Source organism: Methylocaldum szegediense (genome assembly GCF_949769195.1).
In the GTDB taxonomy this organism is placed as follows: domain Bacteria; phylum Pseudomonadota; class Gammaproteobacteria; order Methylococcales; family Methylococcaceae; genus Methylocaldum; species Methylocaldum szegediense.
The window spans coordinates 2,866,299-2,880,846 of the sequence record NZ_OX458333.1; the positions used below are offsets into that span (position 1 = coordinate 2,866,299).

The 14,548-nt window shown below is 57.7% G+C and carries 11 protein-coding genes and 1 riboswitch; of the genes, 8 read left to right on the forward strand and 3 right to left on the reverse strand.

Going from position 1 to position 14,548, the window contains the following annotated elements; translation table 11 throughout:
- Positions 1 to 6 precede the first annotated feature (6 nt).
- The 3 genes from minD to QEN43_RS12250 all read left to right on the forward strand — a co-directional run bounded on the left by minD (position 7) and on the right by QEN43_RS12250 (position 3,066).
- On the forward strand, positions 7 to 816 hold the full coding sequence (gene minD / locus QEN43_RS12240) for a septum site-determining protein MinD (RefSeq protein WP_026611238.1): 810 nt from the start codon (positions 7 to 9) through the stop codon (positions 814 to 816).
- Positions 817 to 818: 2 nt separating this feature from the next.
- The gene (gene minE / locus QEN43_RS12245; RefSeq protein WP_026611237.1) at positions 819 to 1,097 is read left to right on the forward strand and encodes a cell division topological specificity factor MinE; all 279 of its coding nucleotides are present in this window, start codon (positions 819 to 821) and stop codon (positions 1,095 to 1,097) included.
- Positions 1,098 to 1,377: 280 nt separating this feature from the next.
- The gene (locus QEN43_RS12250; protein WP_026611236.1) at positions 1,378 to 3,066 is read left to right on the forward strand and encodes an ABC1 kinase family protein; all 1,689 of its coding nucleotides are present in this window, start codon (positions 1,378 to 1,380) and stop codon (positions 3,064 to 3,066) included.
- Positions 3,067 to 3,196: 130 nt separating this feature from the next.
- Here QEN43_RS12250 and QEN43_RS12255 read toward each other — a convergent pair whose 3' ends face one another.
- Both QEN43_RS12255 and thiC read right to left on the reverse strand, forming a co-directional pair.
- Positions 3,197 to 3,574, reverse strand: coding sequence for a hypothetical protein (locus QEN43_RS12255; RefSeq protein ID WP_051331884.1), 378 nt, complete (start codon positions 3,572 to 3,574; stop codon positions 3,197 to 3,199).
- 220 nt (positions 3,575 to 3,794) lie between these two features.
- Positions 3,795 to 5,669 carry a phosphomethylpyrimidine synthase ThiC gene (gene thiC, locus QEN43_RS12260; protein ID WP_026611235.1) on the reverse strand — a complete coding sequence of 625 codons (1,875 nt, stop codon included), beginning with the start codon at positions 5,667 to 5,669 and terminating at the stop codon, positions 3,795 to 3,797.
- A gap of 57 nt (positions 5,670 to 5,726) precedes the next feature.
- Positions 5,727 to 5,871, reverse strand: a riboswitch (TPP riboswitch).
- Between the two features lie 150 nt (positions 5,872 to 6,021).
- Between thiC and QEN43_RS12265 the strand changes: the two genes are divergently transcribed.
- Positions 6,022 to 6,201, forward strand: a complete 180-nt coding sequence (locus QEN43_RS12265; protein ID WP_026611234.1) for a hypothetical protein — start codon at positions 6,022 to 6,024, stop codon at positions 6,199 to 6,201.
- 32 nt (positions 6,202 to 6,233) lie between these two features.
- Here the strand turns inward: QEN43_RS12265 and QEN43_RS12270 are convergent, their stop codons facing one another.
- On the reverse strand, positions 6,234 to 6,659 hold the full coding sequence (locus tag QEN43_RS12270) for a hypothetical protein (RefSeq protein WP_026611233.1): 426 nt from the start codon (positions 6,657 to 6,659) through the stop codon (positions 6,234 to 6,236).
- A 292-nt stretch (positions 6,660 to 6,951) separates the two neighbouring features.
- Between QEN43_RS12270 and QEN43_RS12275 the strand changes: the two genes are divergently transcribed.
- The 4 genes from QEN43_RS12275 to QEN43_RS12290 all read left to right on the forward strand — a co-directional run bounded on the left by QEN43_RS12275 (position 6,952) and on the right by QEN43_RS12290 (position 14,546).
- On the forward strand, positions 6,952 to 9,201 hold the full coding sequence (locus QEN43_RS12275) for a CHASE2 domain-containing protein (RefSeq protein ID WP_084162223.1): 2,250 nt from the start codon (positions 6,952 to 6,954) through the stop codon (positions 9,199 to 9,201).
- Positions 9,202 to 9,585: 384 nt separating this feature from the next.
- Positions 9,586 to 12,939, forward strand: coding sequence for a TonB-dependent receptor domain-containing protein (locus tag QEN43_RS12280; protein ID WP_317963273.1), 3,354 nt, complete (start codon positions 9,586 to 9,588; stop codon positions 12,937 to 12,939).
- A 466-nt stretch (positions 12,940 to 13,405) separates the two neighbouring features.
- Positions 13,406 to 13,858, forward strand: a complete 453-nt coding sequence (locus tag QEN43_RS12285; protein ID WP_051331883.1) for an REP-associated tyrosine transposase — start codon at positions 13,406 to 13,408, stop codon at positions 13,856 to 13,858.
- Positions 13,859 to 14,306: 448 nt separating this feature from the next.
- Positions 14,307 to 14,546, forward strand: coding sequence for a hypothetical protein (locus tag QEN43_RS12290; RefSeq protein ID WP_162144334.1), 240 nt, complete (start codon positions 14,307 to 14,309; stop codon positions 14,544 to 14,546).
- Positions 14,547 to 14,548: the final 2 nt, after the last annotated feature.

A 14,548-nucleotide genomic window follows, 5' to 3' on the forward strand; every position in this document is an offset into this window, starting at 1 on the left:
GCACGAGTGGCGAGAATTATCGTTGTGACTTCCGGAAAGGGGGGTGTTGGCAAAACGACCACCAGCGCCGCCGTTTCCATGGGATTGGCGTTAAAAGGCCACCGCACTGCCGTCATCGATTTCGACATCGGATTGCGAAATCTCGATCTCATCATGGGCTGCGAGAGACGGGTCGTCTACGACTTCGTGAACGTCATCAATCAGGAAGCCACGTTGAATCAGGCCCTCATTCGGGACAAACGCTGCGAGAATCTCTACATCCTGCCCGCTTCGCAAACCCGCGATAAGGAAGCGCTTACGAAGGAAGGCGTAGAGCGAGTCCTGAACGAGCTGTCCGAAACCTTCGAGTACATCGTCTGCGATTCTCCGGCCGGCATCGAGCGTGGCGCGAATCTCGCGATGTATTTTGCCGACGACGCCATCGTCGTCACCAACCCGGAAGTTTCATCGGTCCGCGATTCGGATCGCATGCTGGGCATACTCGCCAGCAAGTCCCGCCGAGCTGAGCTAGGGCTCGAGCCGATCAAGGAATATCTCTTGTTGACGCGTTACTCTCCACAGCGGGTCAAGCTGGGCGAGATGCTGAGCGTGGACGATGTGCAGGAAATCCTCGCCTTGCACCTACTGGGCGTGATACCGGAGTCGAAAGCCGTGCTCAACGCGTCCAACGCGGGAACGCCGGTCATTCTCGATGAAAAGAGCGACGCCGGCCAAGCCTATTCCGATGTCGTGCGCCGGTATTTGGGAGAAAATGTCCCGCACCGCTTCCTCGAAGAGGAAAAGAGGGGCCTGTTTGGTCGGCTGTTCAGGGGTTAACTATGGGACTCTTGGATTATTTTCGAAGTTCGCGACCGTCCAGTGCGGCTATCGCCAAAGAGCGCCTACAGATCCTGGTGGCGCACGAACGTTCGCAGCGATCTCAACCCGAATATCTCACTGCGATGAAAAAGGATTTGCTCGAGGTGATCCGAAAATACGTAAACGTCGATCAAAACGCGATCACTGTTTCCATGGAGAAGGACGAAAATCGCGAGATCCTGGAGCTCAACATCGTTCTGCCCGAAGACAGCGAGCACAAGCGACATCCTCGGCGCTGAGCGGACTATCGCCGACCAGCGCCGGCAACCGAGACCGAACACCTTTCGACACCTAGCCGAAAACGATCTTCGGCGGACACTTGTCGCCCGCCGAGGTGGTTCATCGTGTACCATAGCATAAGACGACGGTACGCCTGAGCGAGGAGCATCGCTTCGGCGAGAATCTTTGGCCCGGGAAGGACCTTTCTGAAAACATCCCCGCTCGACTGCACTTGTAGAACCCGGACGCGGCGTTCAATGCGGATCCCGAGCGGTTTCCTCGTTTGCGGACCATTCGACGATGATACTTGAAACTCTGAGCGCCATGCGTGATCTGGGACGGTTACACGATATCGCGTCCATCCTGATCCGCTATGGTTTCGGCGACCTGGTCAGGCGTCTAGGACTTGAACGGCTGCTGGAGAAAGCCGGACGGGCGCTCAACTGGACCCGTCTCGAAGAACTGCTGCACCTCGATCCTCCGCAACGCGTGCGCAGAGCCCTGGAGGAGATGGGACCAACCTTCATCAAGTTCGGACAGATTCTTGCCACCCGCGTGGACTTGTTTCCTCCGGATTGGATCGCCGAATTCGAGAAGCTGCATGATCGCGTGCCGCCGCTTCCCTTCGAGCGGCTAAGGTCGCAGATCGAGGAAGACTTGAACGGTCCGGTCGACGAAGTCTTTGTCGAGTTCGATGAGACACCCTTAGCCGCCGCGTCCATCGCCCAGGTCCACCGCGCCCGTCTCCCGGACGGCCAACAGGTGATCGTCAAGATTCGACGCCCTGGCATCCGTCCGACCATTGAGGCCGACCTGCGCCTGCTCGAGCGGCTCGTTGCCATCGTCGAGCGTGAATTCCCCGATGTCCGTCGATTCCATCCGCAGGAAGTGCTGCGGCAATTTAAGATCTCCCTGCGCAACGAACTGGACCTCCTCACCGAGGCACGGAACACGGCGCGAGCCGCTGACAATTTCGCAGACGAACCCGCGATCGTCATACCCAAAGTTTATTGGGAATACTGCGGCGAGCGGATCAATGTCCAAGAGTATATTGAAGGGATACCGGGGCGGGATTTCAATGCGCTCGACGCCGCTGGGTTGGACCGCAAGGTTCTGGCTCAACGCGGCGCGGACGCCGTATTGAAAATGGTCCTGATCGACGGTTTTTTCCATGCCGATCCTCATCCCGGCAACTTCATTTATCTTTCCGAGAACCGCCTCGCTTTCATTGATTTCGGGATGGTCGGATTGCTCTCAGAATCGCGCCGGGACCAGGTGGTCGATATGCTCAACGCCATCGTGGTCCGGGATGCGGCCACGGTAGTGGATGTACTACTGGACTGGGCGGGCGACGCAGCGCCCAGCACCGAGCGCCTGACCGCCGAGGTAGGCATGTTCATCGATAAATATCACGGTGTCGCGCTCAAGCAGCTTCGTCTCGGCGACATGCTCACCGAAATGACCAGCCTGATGCGGGATCACCAGCTTACCTTGCCCCCCGATCTGACCATGTTGTTCAAGGCGCTGATCACGCTCGAAGGCACCGGTCGTCAGCTCGACCCCGATTTCGATATCGTCGCTCAGGCCTCTCCGCTGTTACAACAGGCCAGCGTGCTCCGCTTCCATCCGGACACGCTGCTTCGCAAAGGCCAACGCAATCTAATCAGTCTGATGGCGGTCCTGAGCGCCTTACCGCAGGATATCCGCAGGTTGATGAGGCTTCTTCGAAGCGGTGCCTTCAACATTCACGTGGACCTCAGCCAACTAGACCGCTTCGGGATGCTCATGGACCGGGCAGCGAGTCGGCTAACCGTCGGCATGGTGACTGCTTCGCTCATCATAGGCTCGTCTATCGTCATGACGGTCGAAGGCGGCCCCACCTTATTCGGCCTCCCGGCCTTCGGCGTTTTGGGGTTCACCGCCGCGGGTATCGGTGGATTATGGGTGCTGATTTCGATCTGGAAGACTTCGCGTAAAGGAGAGCCCTAAGTTCGATCAGCTCTTCGAGCCGTTTTTTCTTGCACTATCGGAGGCCGCCTGCAGCAGAATCGCCGCCGCGATCCGCTCGATTCCTTGCAGGCGGCTCTCCATTCGACGCTTCTTAATGACTCATACGATGCTATGTACCCGAATCCGTTGACGCCGCCGACACATTCTCGATAACGGTGCGGTCGTCGACTTTGAGAAGCGTAATCCCCTGATCCATGACGTAGCGGCATTCGACACGCTTTGCCGAGCCGATGTTGTTCCAAATCAGCGTGACATATTTGACGTGATCACTGTCGGATTCAGAAGGGCTATAAGGGCGGCTGCCAACTTCATTCTTCACCGCCTCGGTACATTTGTCTAAGGCCAAAGTATTCAGCAGGTTCGAGGTTTGCAGGAAAGCGCCCTGCATTTTTTCTTGCGGCGTTTCGCGGGTGGTGCCGACAATGATAAAACCGGCGATCATGACGATGGCGAACCCGATTGCGGCTTTGACGACGTTCGACTCCATAATTTCCTCTCTTTTTTTGTGGTTAGGAACGCAGGCGACTATAGCAAAAAATACGTTACATGACGTCATCGGCCGCTAACTCAACCGCCGCCTCGATCAATTTTTTTCGCGTAATGTGCGTCACTGCGATGAAGCATCGGCGAAGGTACCGCCTGCAACCGCGTTTTGCGGCCGCAGGCGAGCGCCACTATGACGTGAGAGATTCCGTATTCGGCAACCGTTACGCCCTACGATAAATCTCCGCCCCACCTTTCACGAATTCTTCCGCCTTTTTCTCCATTCCCACTGCCAAAGCCTCGCTTTCATCGAGCCCATGCGCATGGGCGTATTCGCGCACATCCTGGGTGATTTTCATCGAGCAGAAATGCGGGCCGCACATGGAGCAGAAATGGGCAAGCTTCGCGCCTTCCTGCGGCAGGGTTTCGTCATGGAATTCCTGGGCTTTTTCCGGATCCAGGCTGAGGTTGAACTGATCCTGCCAGCGGAATTCGAAACGCGCTTTCGACAAGGCGTTGTCGCGCACCTGCGCGCCCGGATGGCCTTTCGCCAAGTCGGCCGCGTGGGCCGCGATCTTGTAGGCGATGATGCCGTCGCGGACATCCTGCTTGTTGGGCAGGCCCAGATGTTCCTTGGGCGTGACGTAGCACAGCATGGCGGTTCCGAACCAGCCAATCATAGCAGCGCCGATGGCCGAGGTGATATGGTCGTAACCCGGTGCGATGTCGGTAGTGAGCGGCCCCAGGGTGTAGAAGGGCGCTTCCCGGCATAGCTCCAGCTGTTTCTCCACGTTCTCCTTGATCAGGTGCATGGGCACGTGGCCGGGGCCTTCGATCATCACCTGAACGTCATGTTTCCAGGCGATTTCGGTCAGTTCGCCCAAGGTCTTGAGTTCGGCGAACTGGGCTTCGTCGTTGGCGTCGGCGATAGAGCCGGGCCTGAGGCCGTCGCCCAGGCTGAAGCTTACGTCGTAAGCCTTCATGATCTCGCAGATTTCCTCGAAATGGGTGTAGAGGAAATTTTCCTTGTGATGAGCCAGGCACCACTTGGCCATGATGGAACCGCCACGCGACACGATACCGGTTACGCGTTTTGCGGTCAGGGGGATGAAAGCCAGCCTTACGCCCGCATGAATGGTGAAATAATCCACGCCCTGCTCGGCCTGCTCGATCAGGGTATCGCGGAAAATCTCCCAGGTCAGTTCCTCGGCTTTCCCGCCCACCTTTTCCAGCGCCTGGTAAATCGGCACGGTGCCGACCGGCACCGGCGAGTTGCGGATGATCCACTCGCGGGTTTCGTGGATGTTCTTGCCGGTGGACAAGTCCATGACCGTATCCCCACCCCAGCGGATCGCCCAGAGCATCTTCTCCACTTCATCCTCGATGGAGGAAGTGACGGCCGAGTTGCCCAGGTTGCAGTTGATCTTCACCAGGAAATTGCGGCCGATGATCATCGGCTCCGATTCGGGATGATTGATATTGGCCGGGATGATGGCGCGTCCACGGGCGACTTCGTCGCGCACGAATTCCGGGGTGATGACCTTGGGGATGGACGCGCCGAAGGATTCGCCCGGATGCTGGAGCTTGTACATCTCGCTGATGGCTTCGAGGCGCTGGTTTTCGCGGATGGCGATGAATTCCATCTCCGGCGTAACGATGCCTTTCCTGGCATAATGCATCTGGGTGACGTTGGCCCCCGGCTTGGCCCTACGCGGCCGGCGGATATGCTCGAACCGGAGGTGGGCGAGAGAAGGATCCTCCTGGCGCCTGCGGCCATACTCGGAGCTCGGTCCGGGCAGTTCCTCGGTATCGCCGCGCTCCCGGATCCAGGCTTCGCGCACGGCCGGAAGACCTTGACGCAGATCGATACTAACGTGCGGATCGGTATAAGGCCCCGAGGTGTCATAAACATAAATCGGCGGATTCTTTTCGGCGCCGAAGCTGGCCGGCGTATCGGACTGAACGATCTTGCGCATGGGCACGCGGATGTCGGGGCGGCTGCCCTGGACATAAACCTTTTCCGACGCAGCGAAAGGCTGTATGGACGTTCGTTTGGCGGTTACGGCTTCATGCAGGAATTTATCGGGAAATGCGCTCATCGCTTTCTCCTGGATGAAAAAACGGAAAAAGGGGCGCAGGCAAGACGGGTCCATCGCCGGGCTCTGGACAGGCTTTCCTACGCCGGTGTTAACCGGATCAGGTTCGAAGGGTGTTTCTCAGCCCTGCAGAATGCATCTGACGAGCCGTATTGGGTACGTCAACCGTGCCGGGAACGGCAGCAGGGCACCCCCAGCCTTACGGACATGGGGCTAAGCTAAAGCAGAAAAGGGGATTTGGCAAGGCGGGGAAGTTCCAGATTGTACGGCGATCGTAACACGTGGTGATCACCGGCCGCAGCCTAGATTCATCCGGGGAAAAAATTGACGTACACAGATCGCCGAGGAGGCATCGATGGAAACGGTGATCGAACGTGTCATACGCACCTTTAACGGATACGGCTATGCTGTCGCAGGCGTCGTCATCGGCTTTTTCGACGACCCCGAGCAGGCGCAGGCATACGCCATTCAGATCATCAATCTGACCCATTACCAAGTCGCTGTTTTCGGGAGTCAGTTGACGCTCGTGCTCTGAGATGCTTGAGACCCGGAACGCGCCCTCCGGCCCTACCAGCTGTGGATGGCCGTGCGCACGGATCTCGGACGGGAAAGCACCAATCCACGCGACATGAACCAGAACCGCCAGACCGGTTCCGGAATTTCCGGCAGAATCTGGTATCGAAGCATTGGGTCGAGGCGCACTCGCGGCTCGAATGCATCGTAGGCGAGCAGATCTTCGATCGTGACTTGACGGGCGTGGAACCGGTTTGTAGAGATCGGAGCGATTAGCAGACGCCCATAGCGGAGGTCGGTAGCGGTCAACACCAACGAGAGCTTGCCGTCGACGGTATCGTTACCGTCGAGCAGGCGTCCGTTCGCATCGAACCAATAGCCGCTGGTCTCGAAAGCGATATCGGCGGCACCCTCGAAACGCAAGTGAAACGTATAAACCGCCAGCTCTGACCCATTCTCGTTTTTGAGATTTGTCTTCATCGGTTCCCCCCAAGACTTCGTTTCACAACAAACTAAGACGAGACCGATGATAATTCCGTGACATATTTCCCAAATTCACTCCGTATAATGTAGCGGGCTCCTTGGAAAAAAGACGAGCGGGCGGAACTCCCGGCCGTCGTAGCCCGTTTTCGAGAGCTCCCGGGTGACAAGCTTCGGGGCAGCGGATTTTTGGGATCGGGACGTTCTCCAGCTCGAGAAATTTGATTGTCGTGACTTCAGCGAATTTCCGTTCAGCCCCTCAGAGTGCCTATAATTGCGCTCGATTCGCCTCATGAGCATGCAACGCTGGCGGCGGGTGCTTGGGTGCCTTAAATGCGGTCGTATGCCGCTCGTGATCGCGCTCAGCGGGTTGCTGCTCAACCTTCTGCCCGCTCTGACACCGGTCCAGGAAAGATTCGATCTCGGCCTGCTCTATCGCCTCAGGGGCCCAGACAAACCTCCCGAGGATATCGTGATCGTCGGCATCGATCACGAATCCGCGCTGCGTCTGCAGACACCGAACGATCCCCAGTCGTGGCCTCGCCGGCTCAACGCGGAGGTCATACGCAATATTCAGGCATCGAACGCCGAACTTCTCGCGTTCAATGTTTTCTTTTTCAGTCCCTCTCCCGATCCCGACGACGACCGAATCATGGCCGAGGCCATGCGCCAGATGGGACGTGTCGTGCTTACCGATTACGTCAAGCCCCGCCAGGTTTCCCCGGGCGTTTACTTGGAATCGGTGGTGCACTCCACGGATCAACTCGCCGATGCGGCTCTGGCCACCGCGCCGTTCTTGTTGCCGAAGGGAGATAACGGGATAAACCGGTTTCTGACCTTCTTCGGCGGAGATAGCCAAGCAACTTTGCCCACGCGACTGCTCTTGGCCTATGTTCTGCGTACGGCCCACGACGATCTGATCGGCACTTTCGAGAAGGTTGCACCCGATATCGCTGGCTTCTTAAAGATTCAGCCGACCCAGCGCGAGCAATTCGACGCCGTGCAAAGAGAGCTCAGTGCGCTGCTCCAGTCACGACCGGATCTGCTCCCGGCACTCATCGAAAACCTTAAACAGAGCTCGATGCCGGCGAAAACGCGCCGGATGCTGGGCGGCTTGTTTCGCGCTCATGAAAATGGACGCTGGCGGTATTTCAATTTTTACGGCCCTGCCCGCACCTTTCCGACGATTCCTTATTACCGGCTTGCCGGGCCACCATCCGAGGACATCACGAGAGAACTCGAACGGAAAATCGTTTTAGTCGGCTATCTCGAAGATTTTCAGCCGGAAAATACCGAAGGACTGTTCGATTCCCCGTATTCCACCGTCAGTTCCGTGGAATTGGCAGCGACAGCCTTGGCCAACCTACTCGAAGACAAGACGGTGCTGCCGGCGTTCACACCGCTGAGAGAGTTTTTCTGGCTGTTCCTTTGGGGTCTTATACTCGGCTTTTGCGCTCAATTACTCCCCCTTCCACAAGCCCTGGTCACGATCTCGGCGCTAAGCGGCGGATATTTGTTGGCAGCATGGACACTGTTCCAGGCCGGCGGCCTGTGGCTGCCGCTCTTCATACCGCTGATTTGGCTGGCGCCGACCGCCGCCGTGGGCAGCGTAATAGTCAGCCATCTGCGGCGGGTCCGGCGCGAAGAAAAAATTCAGTCGGTGATCGAGCGCTTTATCCCCGTGGACGTGTTTAGCCACTTGACCCGTGACGAAGACATGAAGGCATTGCCGTCCTACGGACGCCTCACCCACGGGATCTGCCTCGCCACCGACGCCGGGCGCTACTCGTCTCTGGCCGAAACCATGGAGCCTATGGCGCTCGCCGACCTGATGAACGAATACTACCGGGTCATCTTCCAGCCCGTGTCTCACCATGGCGGATGGATCTCCGACGTGATCGGCGACGCCATGCTGGCAATTTGGATCGCCGAGGAAAGCGATCTCAAAACGAGACGCAGCGTGCTCCAGGCTGCTTTGGAAATCCAACAGGCAGTCCGAAGATTCGAACAGAATCGCCGCATCGATTTTCCAGTGCGGATCGGCATTCATTGCGGCGAACTCCGGATCGGTTACGTCGGCACCGACAGCCGCGGCGAAATCCGGGCGGTGGGCGACACAGTCAACATCGCCGCGCGCCTGGAGGCATTGAACAAGCTGCTCGGCACCGAAATCCTGGTGTCGGAAGCAGTATTGGCGGATATCGCCGAGCCGCGAGCGAGACGTCTAGGTCGGTTTCTCCTGGCCGGAAAAACAAAGCCGGTATCGGTCGCCCAATTACTGTCCTGCCCGGAGGTGGAAATATCCCGTTACCAAGAGTGCGAGGCCCGTTTTCAGATTGCCTTGAAGCATTTCGAAGCGGAGCGGTGGCCCGAAGCCTATGCCGCTTTCAGCCAGCTTGTCTTAGAATTGCCCGACGATGGGCCGGCACGGTTTTTTCTCAAGACCTGCGAAGCGCGTCTACGAGGAGTGCTTCCGCCGGGCCCCGAGGCGCTGGGCATTCGCGTCGAAAAATCCGACCCTGCGCATCCGTTGACCAAGTGATTCGGCACAGCAAGCAGGCTTCTACATAGGGCGGCTCCGGCACGCTTAGCGGATCACGGACTTTCGCAATATTCTCGAGGGGGAGTTAGCGGGCGGCAATAGACACGGTACGCCGTGGCTAATCTGTAGCATTTGATGACTTCGACGGGACGAGTAAGGGAATTTTCACGGTTTAGCTCGTCGGTCATTGTCGAAGAATGAGATCGGCGCGAAAATTGCGTCGCCTGCGCAAAGGCACCTAACCATTGTGCGTCGACTTTCCTTTATCGTCCTACCAGATTTTCCTTGGGGGTTTTTCCTTTCGGGCGGCGGTTGGCTAGGCTCGGGAAAGAAACAAGAGCGTAACTACACTAACAATAACTCAAAAACATTTAGCGCAGCTCGATGCAAAAATCAGCCAGATTGTTCCTGACCGTCGCTGTCGCGCTCGTCGCAAGCCGCAACGGCATCGCCGCCACCTGCGAACAATGGGCCGCTAGGCTGGTTTCGGCGCAGGGCCAGGTCGAAATTCAGCCGTCGGGAAAGCCATCATGGACACCGGTGGAAGCCGAACAGGTCTTTTGCCCCGGCGACAAAATCCGAACCATGATTCGCAGCCGCGCATCGCTGCTGCTGCCGAATCAAACTTATATTTCGCTAGATCAGGACACCACCGTGGTGTTCTCCAAGGTGAAGGCGGAAGAGCCGTCTTGGCTCGAACTGCTCACCGGCGCCTTATACGCCCGCAGCCGAACGCCTAAGCCCCTCGATATCCGGACCCCTTTCATCAATGCCGCCATCAAGGGCACTGAGTTCCTCATCAAGGCCGGGCCGCAAGGCGCTCAAGTCACGGTATTCGAAGGCGAAGTCGAAACCTCGAACGCCGCCGGGCGGATCGTGCTCAAAGACGGCCAAACTGCCGTTGCCGCTCGCGACGAAGCGCCGCACTTGGCACTGGAAATGCGTCCGGAAGACAGCGTCCAATGGGCGCTTTATTTTCCACCGCTGGTGGATTACACCGCCTTGCAGGCGCGAACCCGCGATCCAGACATCGCCGAAGGCATTCGCCGTTACGCCGACGGCGATGTCGCCGGAGCCCTGGCCGTGTTGGACAAGGTCCCGGAAGCAAGCCGCGATGCCGATTTCGCCGCGCTATATGCTGGCCTGCTGTTGAGCGTGGGACGGGTGGACGAAGCGGAACCGCTGCTGGCCATGTATATGGGCGAGAAAACGCCCGCACCCATCGATGCCTTGCGCTCGGTCATCGCCCTGGCCCGCAACCAGAAATCCGAAGCGCTTCGCCTCGCGAACGCGGCGGTTCAAACCGATCCCGCTTCGGCTTCGGGCTGGATGGCGCAATCCTACGCGCGCCAAGCCGACTTCGATCTCGAAGGTGCGCTCGAAAGCATCGACCACGCGGCTCGCCTCGACAGCAACGACGCGCTGGTCCAGGCGCGCCGCGCCGAGCTGCTGGCCGGCCTCGGCCGCTGGTCCGAGGCGCGCAAGGCCGCCGAAAACGCGGTTCGGATCAACCCGCGCCATCCCCGCGCCCATGTCGTCTTGGGCTTCGTCGAACTCATGGACGGGGACACGTCCGAAGCGCTGGCGAGCTTCCGCAAAGGAACCGAGCTGGATTCGGCCGATCCCCTGGCCCGCTTCGGCACGGGGATGGCCCTGGTCCGGCGGGGCGAGCTGAAGGAGGGCACGGCCGCTATCGAAACTGCCGCCAGCCTGGACCCCAGCGACGCCCTGATCCGCAGCTATCTCGGCAAGGCCTATTACGAACAAAAACGCAATGCAGTCGCCGAAAAACAGTTCGATCTCGCCAAAAGCTTCGATCCCAAGGACCCTACGCCTTGGTTTTACGAGGCCATTAAAAAGCAGACCGAAAACCGGCCGGTGGAAGCGTTCAAGGAGCTGCAGCGGGCGATCGAGCTGAACGACAACCGCGCGGTCTACCGCTCCAAGCTTGCCCTGGACGACGATCTCGCCGCACGCAGCGCCGCTCTGGGTCGCATCTATACCGACCTCGGCTTCGGCCAGCGCGCCGTGGTCGAAGGCTGGCGCTCGCTCAGCGTCGAGCCGGGCAATTATTCGGCACACCGGCTGCTGGCCGACACCTACTCCTCGCTGCCGCGGCACGAGATCGCCCGCGCCAGCGAAGTGCTGCAATCCCAGTTGCTGCAACCGATCAACACCACCCCGATACAACCCCATTTGGCGGAGGCCCGGCTGCTGATCCCGGACGGCGCAGGACCTTCGCGGCTTTCGTTCAACGAGTTCAATCCCATGTTCACCCGTGACCGCTTCAGCTTCCAGGCCTCCGGCATTGCGGGCAGCAACGATACCTTCGGGGAAGAGCTCGTGCATTCTGGGCTTTGGGACAAATTCTCCTACAGCCTAGGCCAGTTTCATTACGAAACCAATGGCTTCCGCAAGAACAACGACTTGCGCCAGGACATTTACAACGTCTTCGCCCAAGGCATGGTCAGCCCTGACTTAAGCATTCAGGCCGAATACCGCCACCGGCATCTGGAGCATGGCGATTTACTTTTCAATGGTGACCTGCTGAAAGCTTTCGACGACAGCTTCAGGCGCGAAGTAACCACCGATAGCGTACGCGCCGGCCTCCGTTATTCGCCCACTGTGAATTCCGACCTGATACTTTCGGCCATGTATCTGGATACGGTGCGGAACCTACAACAACGACCCGTCTTGTCGCCCTTCATACCCCCGGTGGATTACTCGGATATCATGGACCAGCGAGGTTTCATCGGCGAAGCCCAATTTATTTACCGGCGCGACCGCTTTGATTTAATCCTCGGCGCCGGCCGTCGCGACATCTCCGCCGATTTCTCGGCCGATTTTGGCTTTTCTCGGCCACGGATCGCTTATGACATCCGGCATACCAACGCATATCTCTATTCCCATATTCGTTTTCCGGGCACCATGACCTGGACGCTAGGGGTCAGCTACGATTCGTCCCACAATCAATGGTACGTCGATTACAACCAGCTCAGCCCGAAGCTGGGTTTGATCTGGGAGTTCACGCCGGATACGATCCTGCGCGTTGCGGCATTTCGCACGTTCGATCGAGGCATCGAGGAGGACGCGACTATCGAGCCAACCCAGGTCGCCGGATTCAACCAGTTCTTCGACGGTTATGCTGCCACGGATGCCCGGCGTTACGGCGTGGGGCTGGACCACAAATTTTCGTCCAATCTCATGGTTGGCTTGGAGGCTTCGTTGCGGGACGTCATGACTCCGGTCGTTTCCGAGGCGAAGCTGGATGCCGAAAGCGAAATCTCTAAACAGGAGGAAATGCTATATCGCGCCTACGGTTACTGGGCGATCAACGACTCCTTCGCAGCCAGCCTCGAATATCAGTTTGACATTTTTTCTATAGACAAGTTGACGATCTATCAGAATCATCTCGCCCCCCTAAGTCTTAGCTATTTTCATCCCTCGGGCCTGTCGAGTACAGTTACAGTCACCTATGTCAATCAGCAAGCCTATGAGGGCAAAGATGAATCCAAAAAGGGTCACGACGACAACCAATTTGCGTTGCTCGATTTTTCCCTGAAATATCGTTTACCCTATCGCTACGGTACGGCAGGATTTGTCGTCAAGAACCTGCTGAATCAACGATTCGATTTCTGGGGGCAGAACGCCCGCGGTCTTCGAACGGGGCGTCTGGAGGAAACGCCTTTGTTTATTCCGGAAAGGACTATGTTTTTTCAACTAACGTTGGCATTCTGAGGATATAGTAGCAATCTCCCGGAATGCACGCCCAATAGGGAGGGATGTATGAACGATAAGGCAACGCAACAATCAAAAACCAATGCTGTTTGGGAATTAGCTAAGCGGCATAAGGGAAAGGTGGCAGCGACCGCTGTGCTTACTACTGCGGCGCTAGCGTATGCGAACGTGGATTGTGGGGTTGGTTGCCCCCCCCACACAGCAAGGATTCCCGGAACACCGTTCTGCTTCATCCCGTGTTGAATTGATGCGAAGGGTGCGCCACGCGCACCCTTCGCCTTGCCGCCGAATCCGCCCGCCGCTCCCCGAACCGCAAACTGCCTATCCCGGGGTTTCCCACCCGCTTCCCAAAATCCCCCAATTTTGTAGGTCGGGAATCCTTTCCCGACGTCACCGCCCGAACAACCGCTTCGTCGGCAAAAGCTCAATGTTCTATATTTCAACTACCACCGATTGATTTGATCTCATGCCTCGCTTTCGACGGTATTATCTTGCCGGTCACCCCGTCTTCGTTACTTTGGTCACCCATGGCAGGAATCCATGGCTCGCCGACGAAGCTTCCGTGCGGGTTTTGCTCGCCTCCATGAGGTCGGTCAACGCCATTTACCGCTATAGCCACTTGGCGCATGTCGTATTGCCGGACCACTTCCATTGGCTGTTCAAACCGGATGACGTGGCCCATCTTTCAAAGATCATAGCCGCCGAAAAACGGGACGTGACCTGGCGTTTCAAAACCCTCGCCTCTTTGCCGGGCCCTTGGTGGCAGAACCGATTCTATGATCACATCGTTCGTGATCAGGACGATTTCGCCCGGCATTTGGATTACATCCATTTCAATCCGGTCAAGCATGGGATTGCCCGGAATCCAGGGGCATACTCGTACTCCAGCTTCCATGAATGGCGTAGACGCGGCGCCTAACCCCGAAGGTTGGGGAGCGAGCGAGCCGCCGTCGATCCAGGGAATGGATTTGGATTAATCGGCAAGCTGCCGACCGACCACAATCTTTGCCGTTTGTAGGTCGGGAATCCTTTCCCGACACCACGGCCCGGCCAACCGCATTCGTCGGCAAGGGATTGTCGACCTACGACCGAGCGACCTTGTACATCGGCTGGCGGGTTCCCTGCGCGTCGGCACGAACTAAACCGCGACGGCGAAACTACTCCGCTCGCTTTCCAAATTCGCCGCATCGAAAAAGTAAATATTTCACAGCATTCCGTGGTCCGGGCGCGTAAGTTAACAGAGCGTCACACGAGGCCACAAAGGGATGCCCGGCTTTCCGAAACGGATGCGTACGGGTTCCGTCCGGCGTCTTCCGGCGCGTTCTGAAAACACCCGATGCCATCGGCACAGACAATTCAAGAAGTTTATGACGTATATGATTCAAAGGTACACGACCGGGCACTGCACGAAGTTTCTATGTATCGGCGTGTTGGTACTGATCACGAACTTCGCCTTCATATCGAGCCTCGTCCTTCTCGTTTTTCTCCCTGACGACGGTTTCCAGTCCTTGGTTCGGGTGAAGGAATCCCCGGCCATCGGAGTCATCGTCAATGCCACCGGTGTCGATAACCCGGTGAAAGCCAAGCTTCCTGAATCGTCGGAATAGAG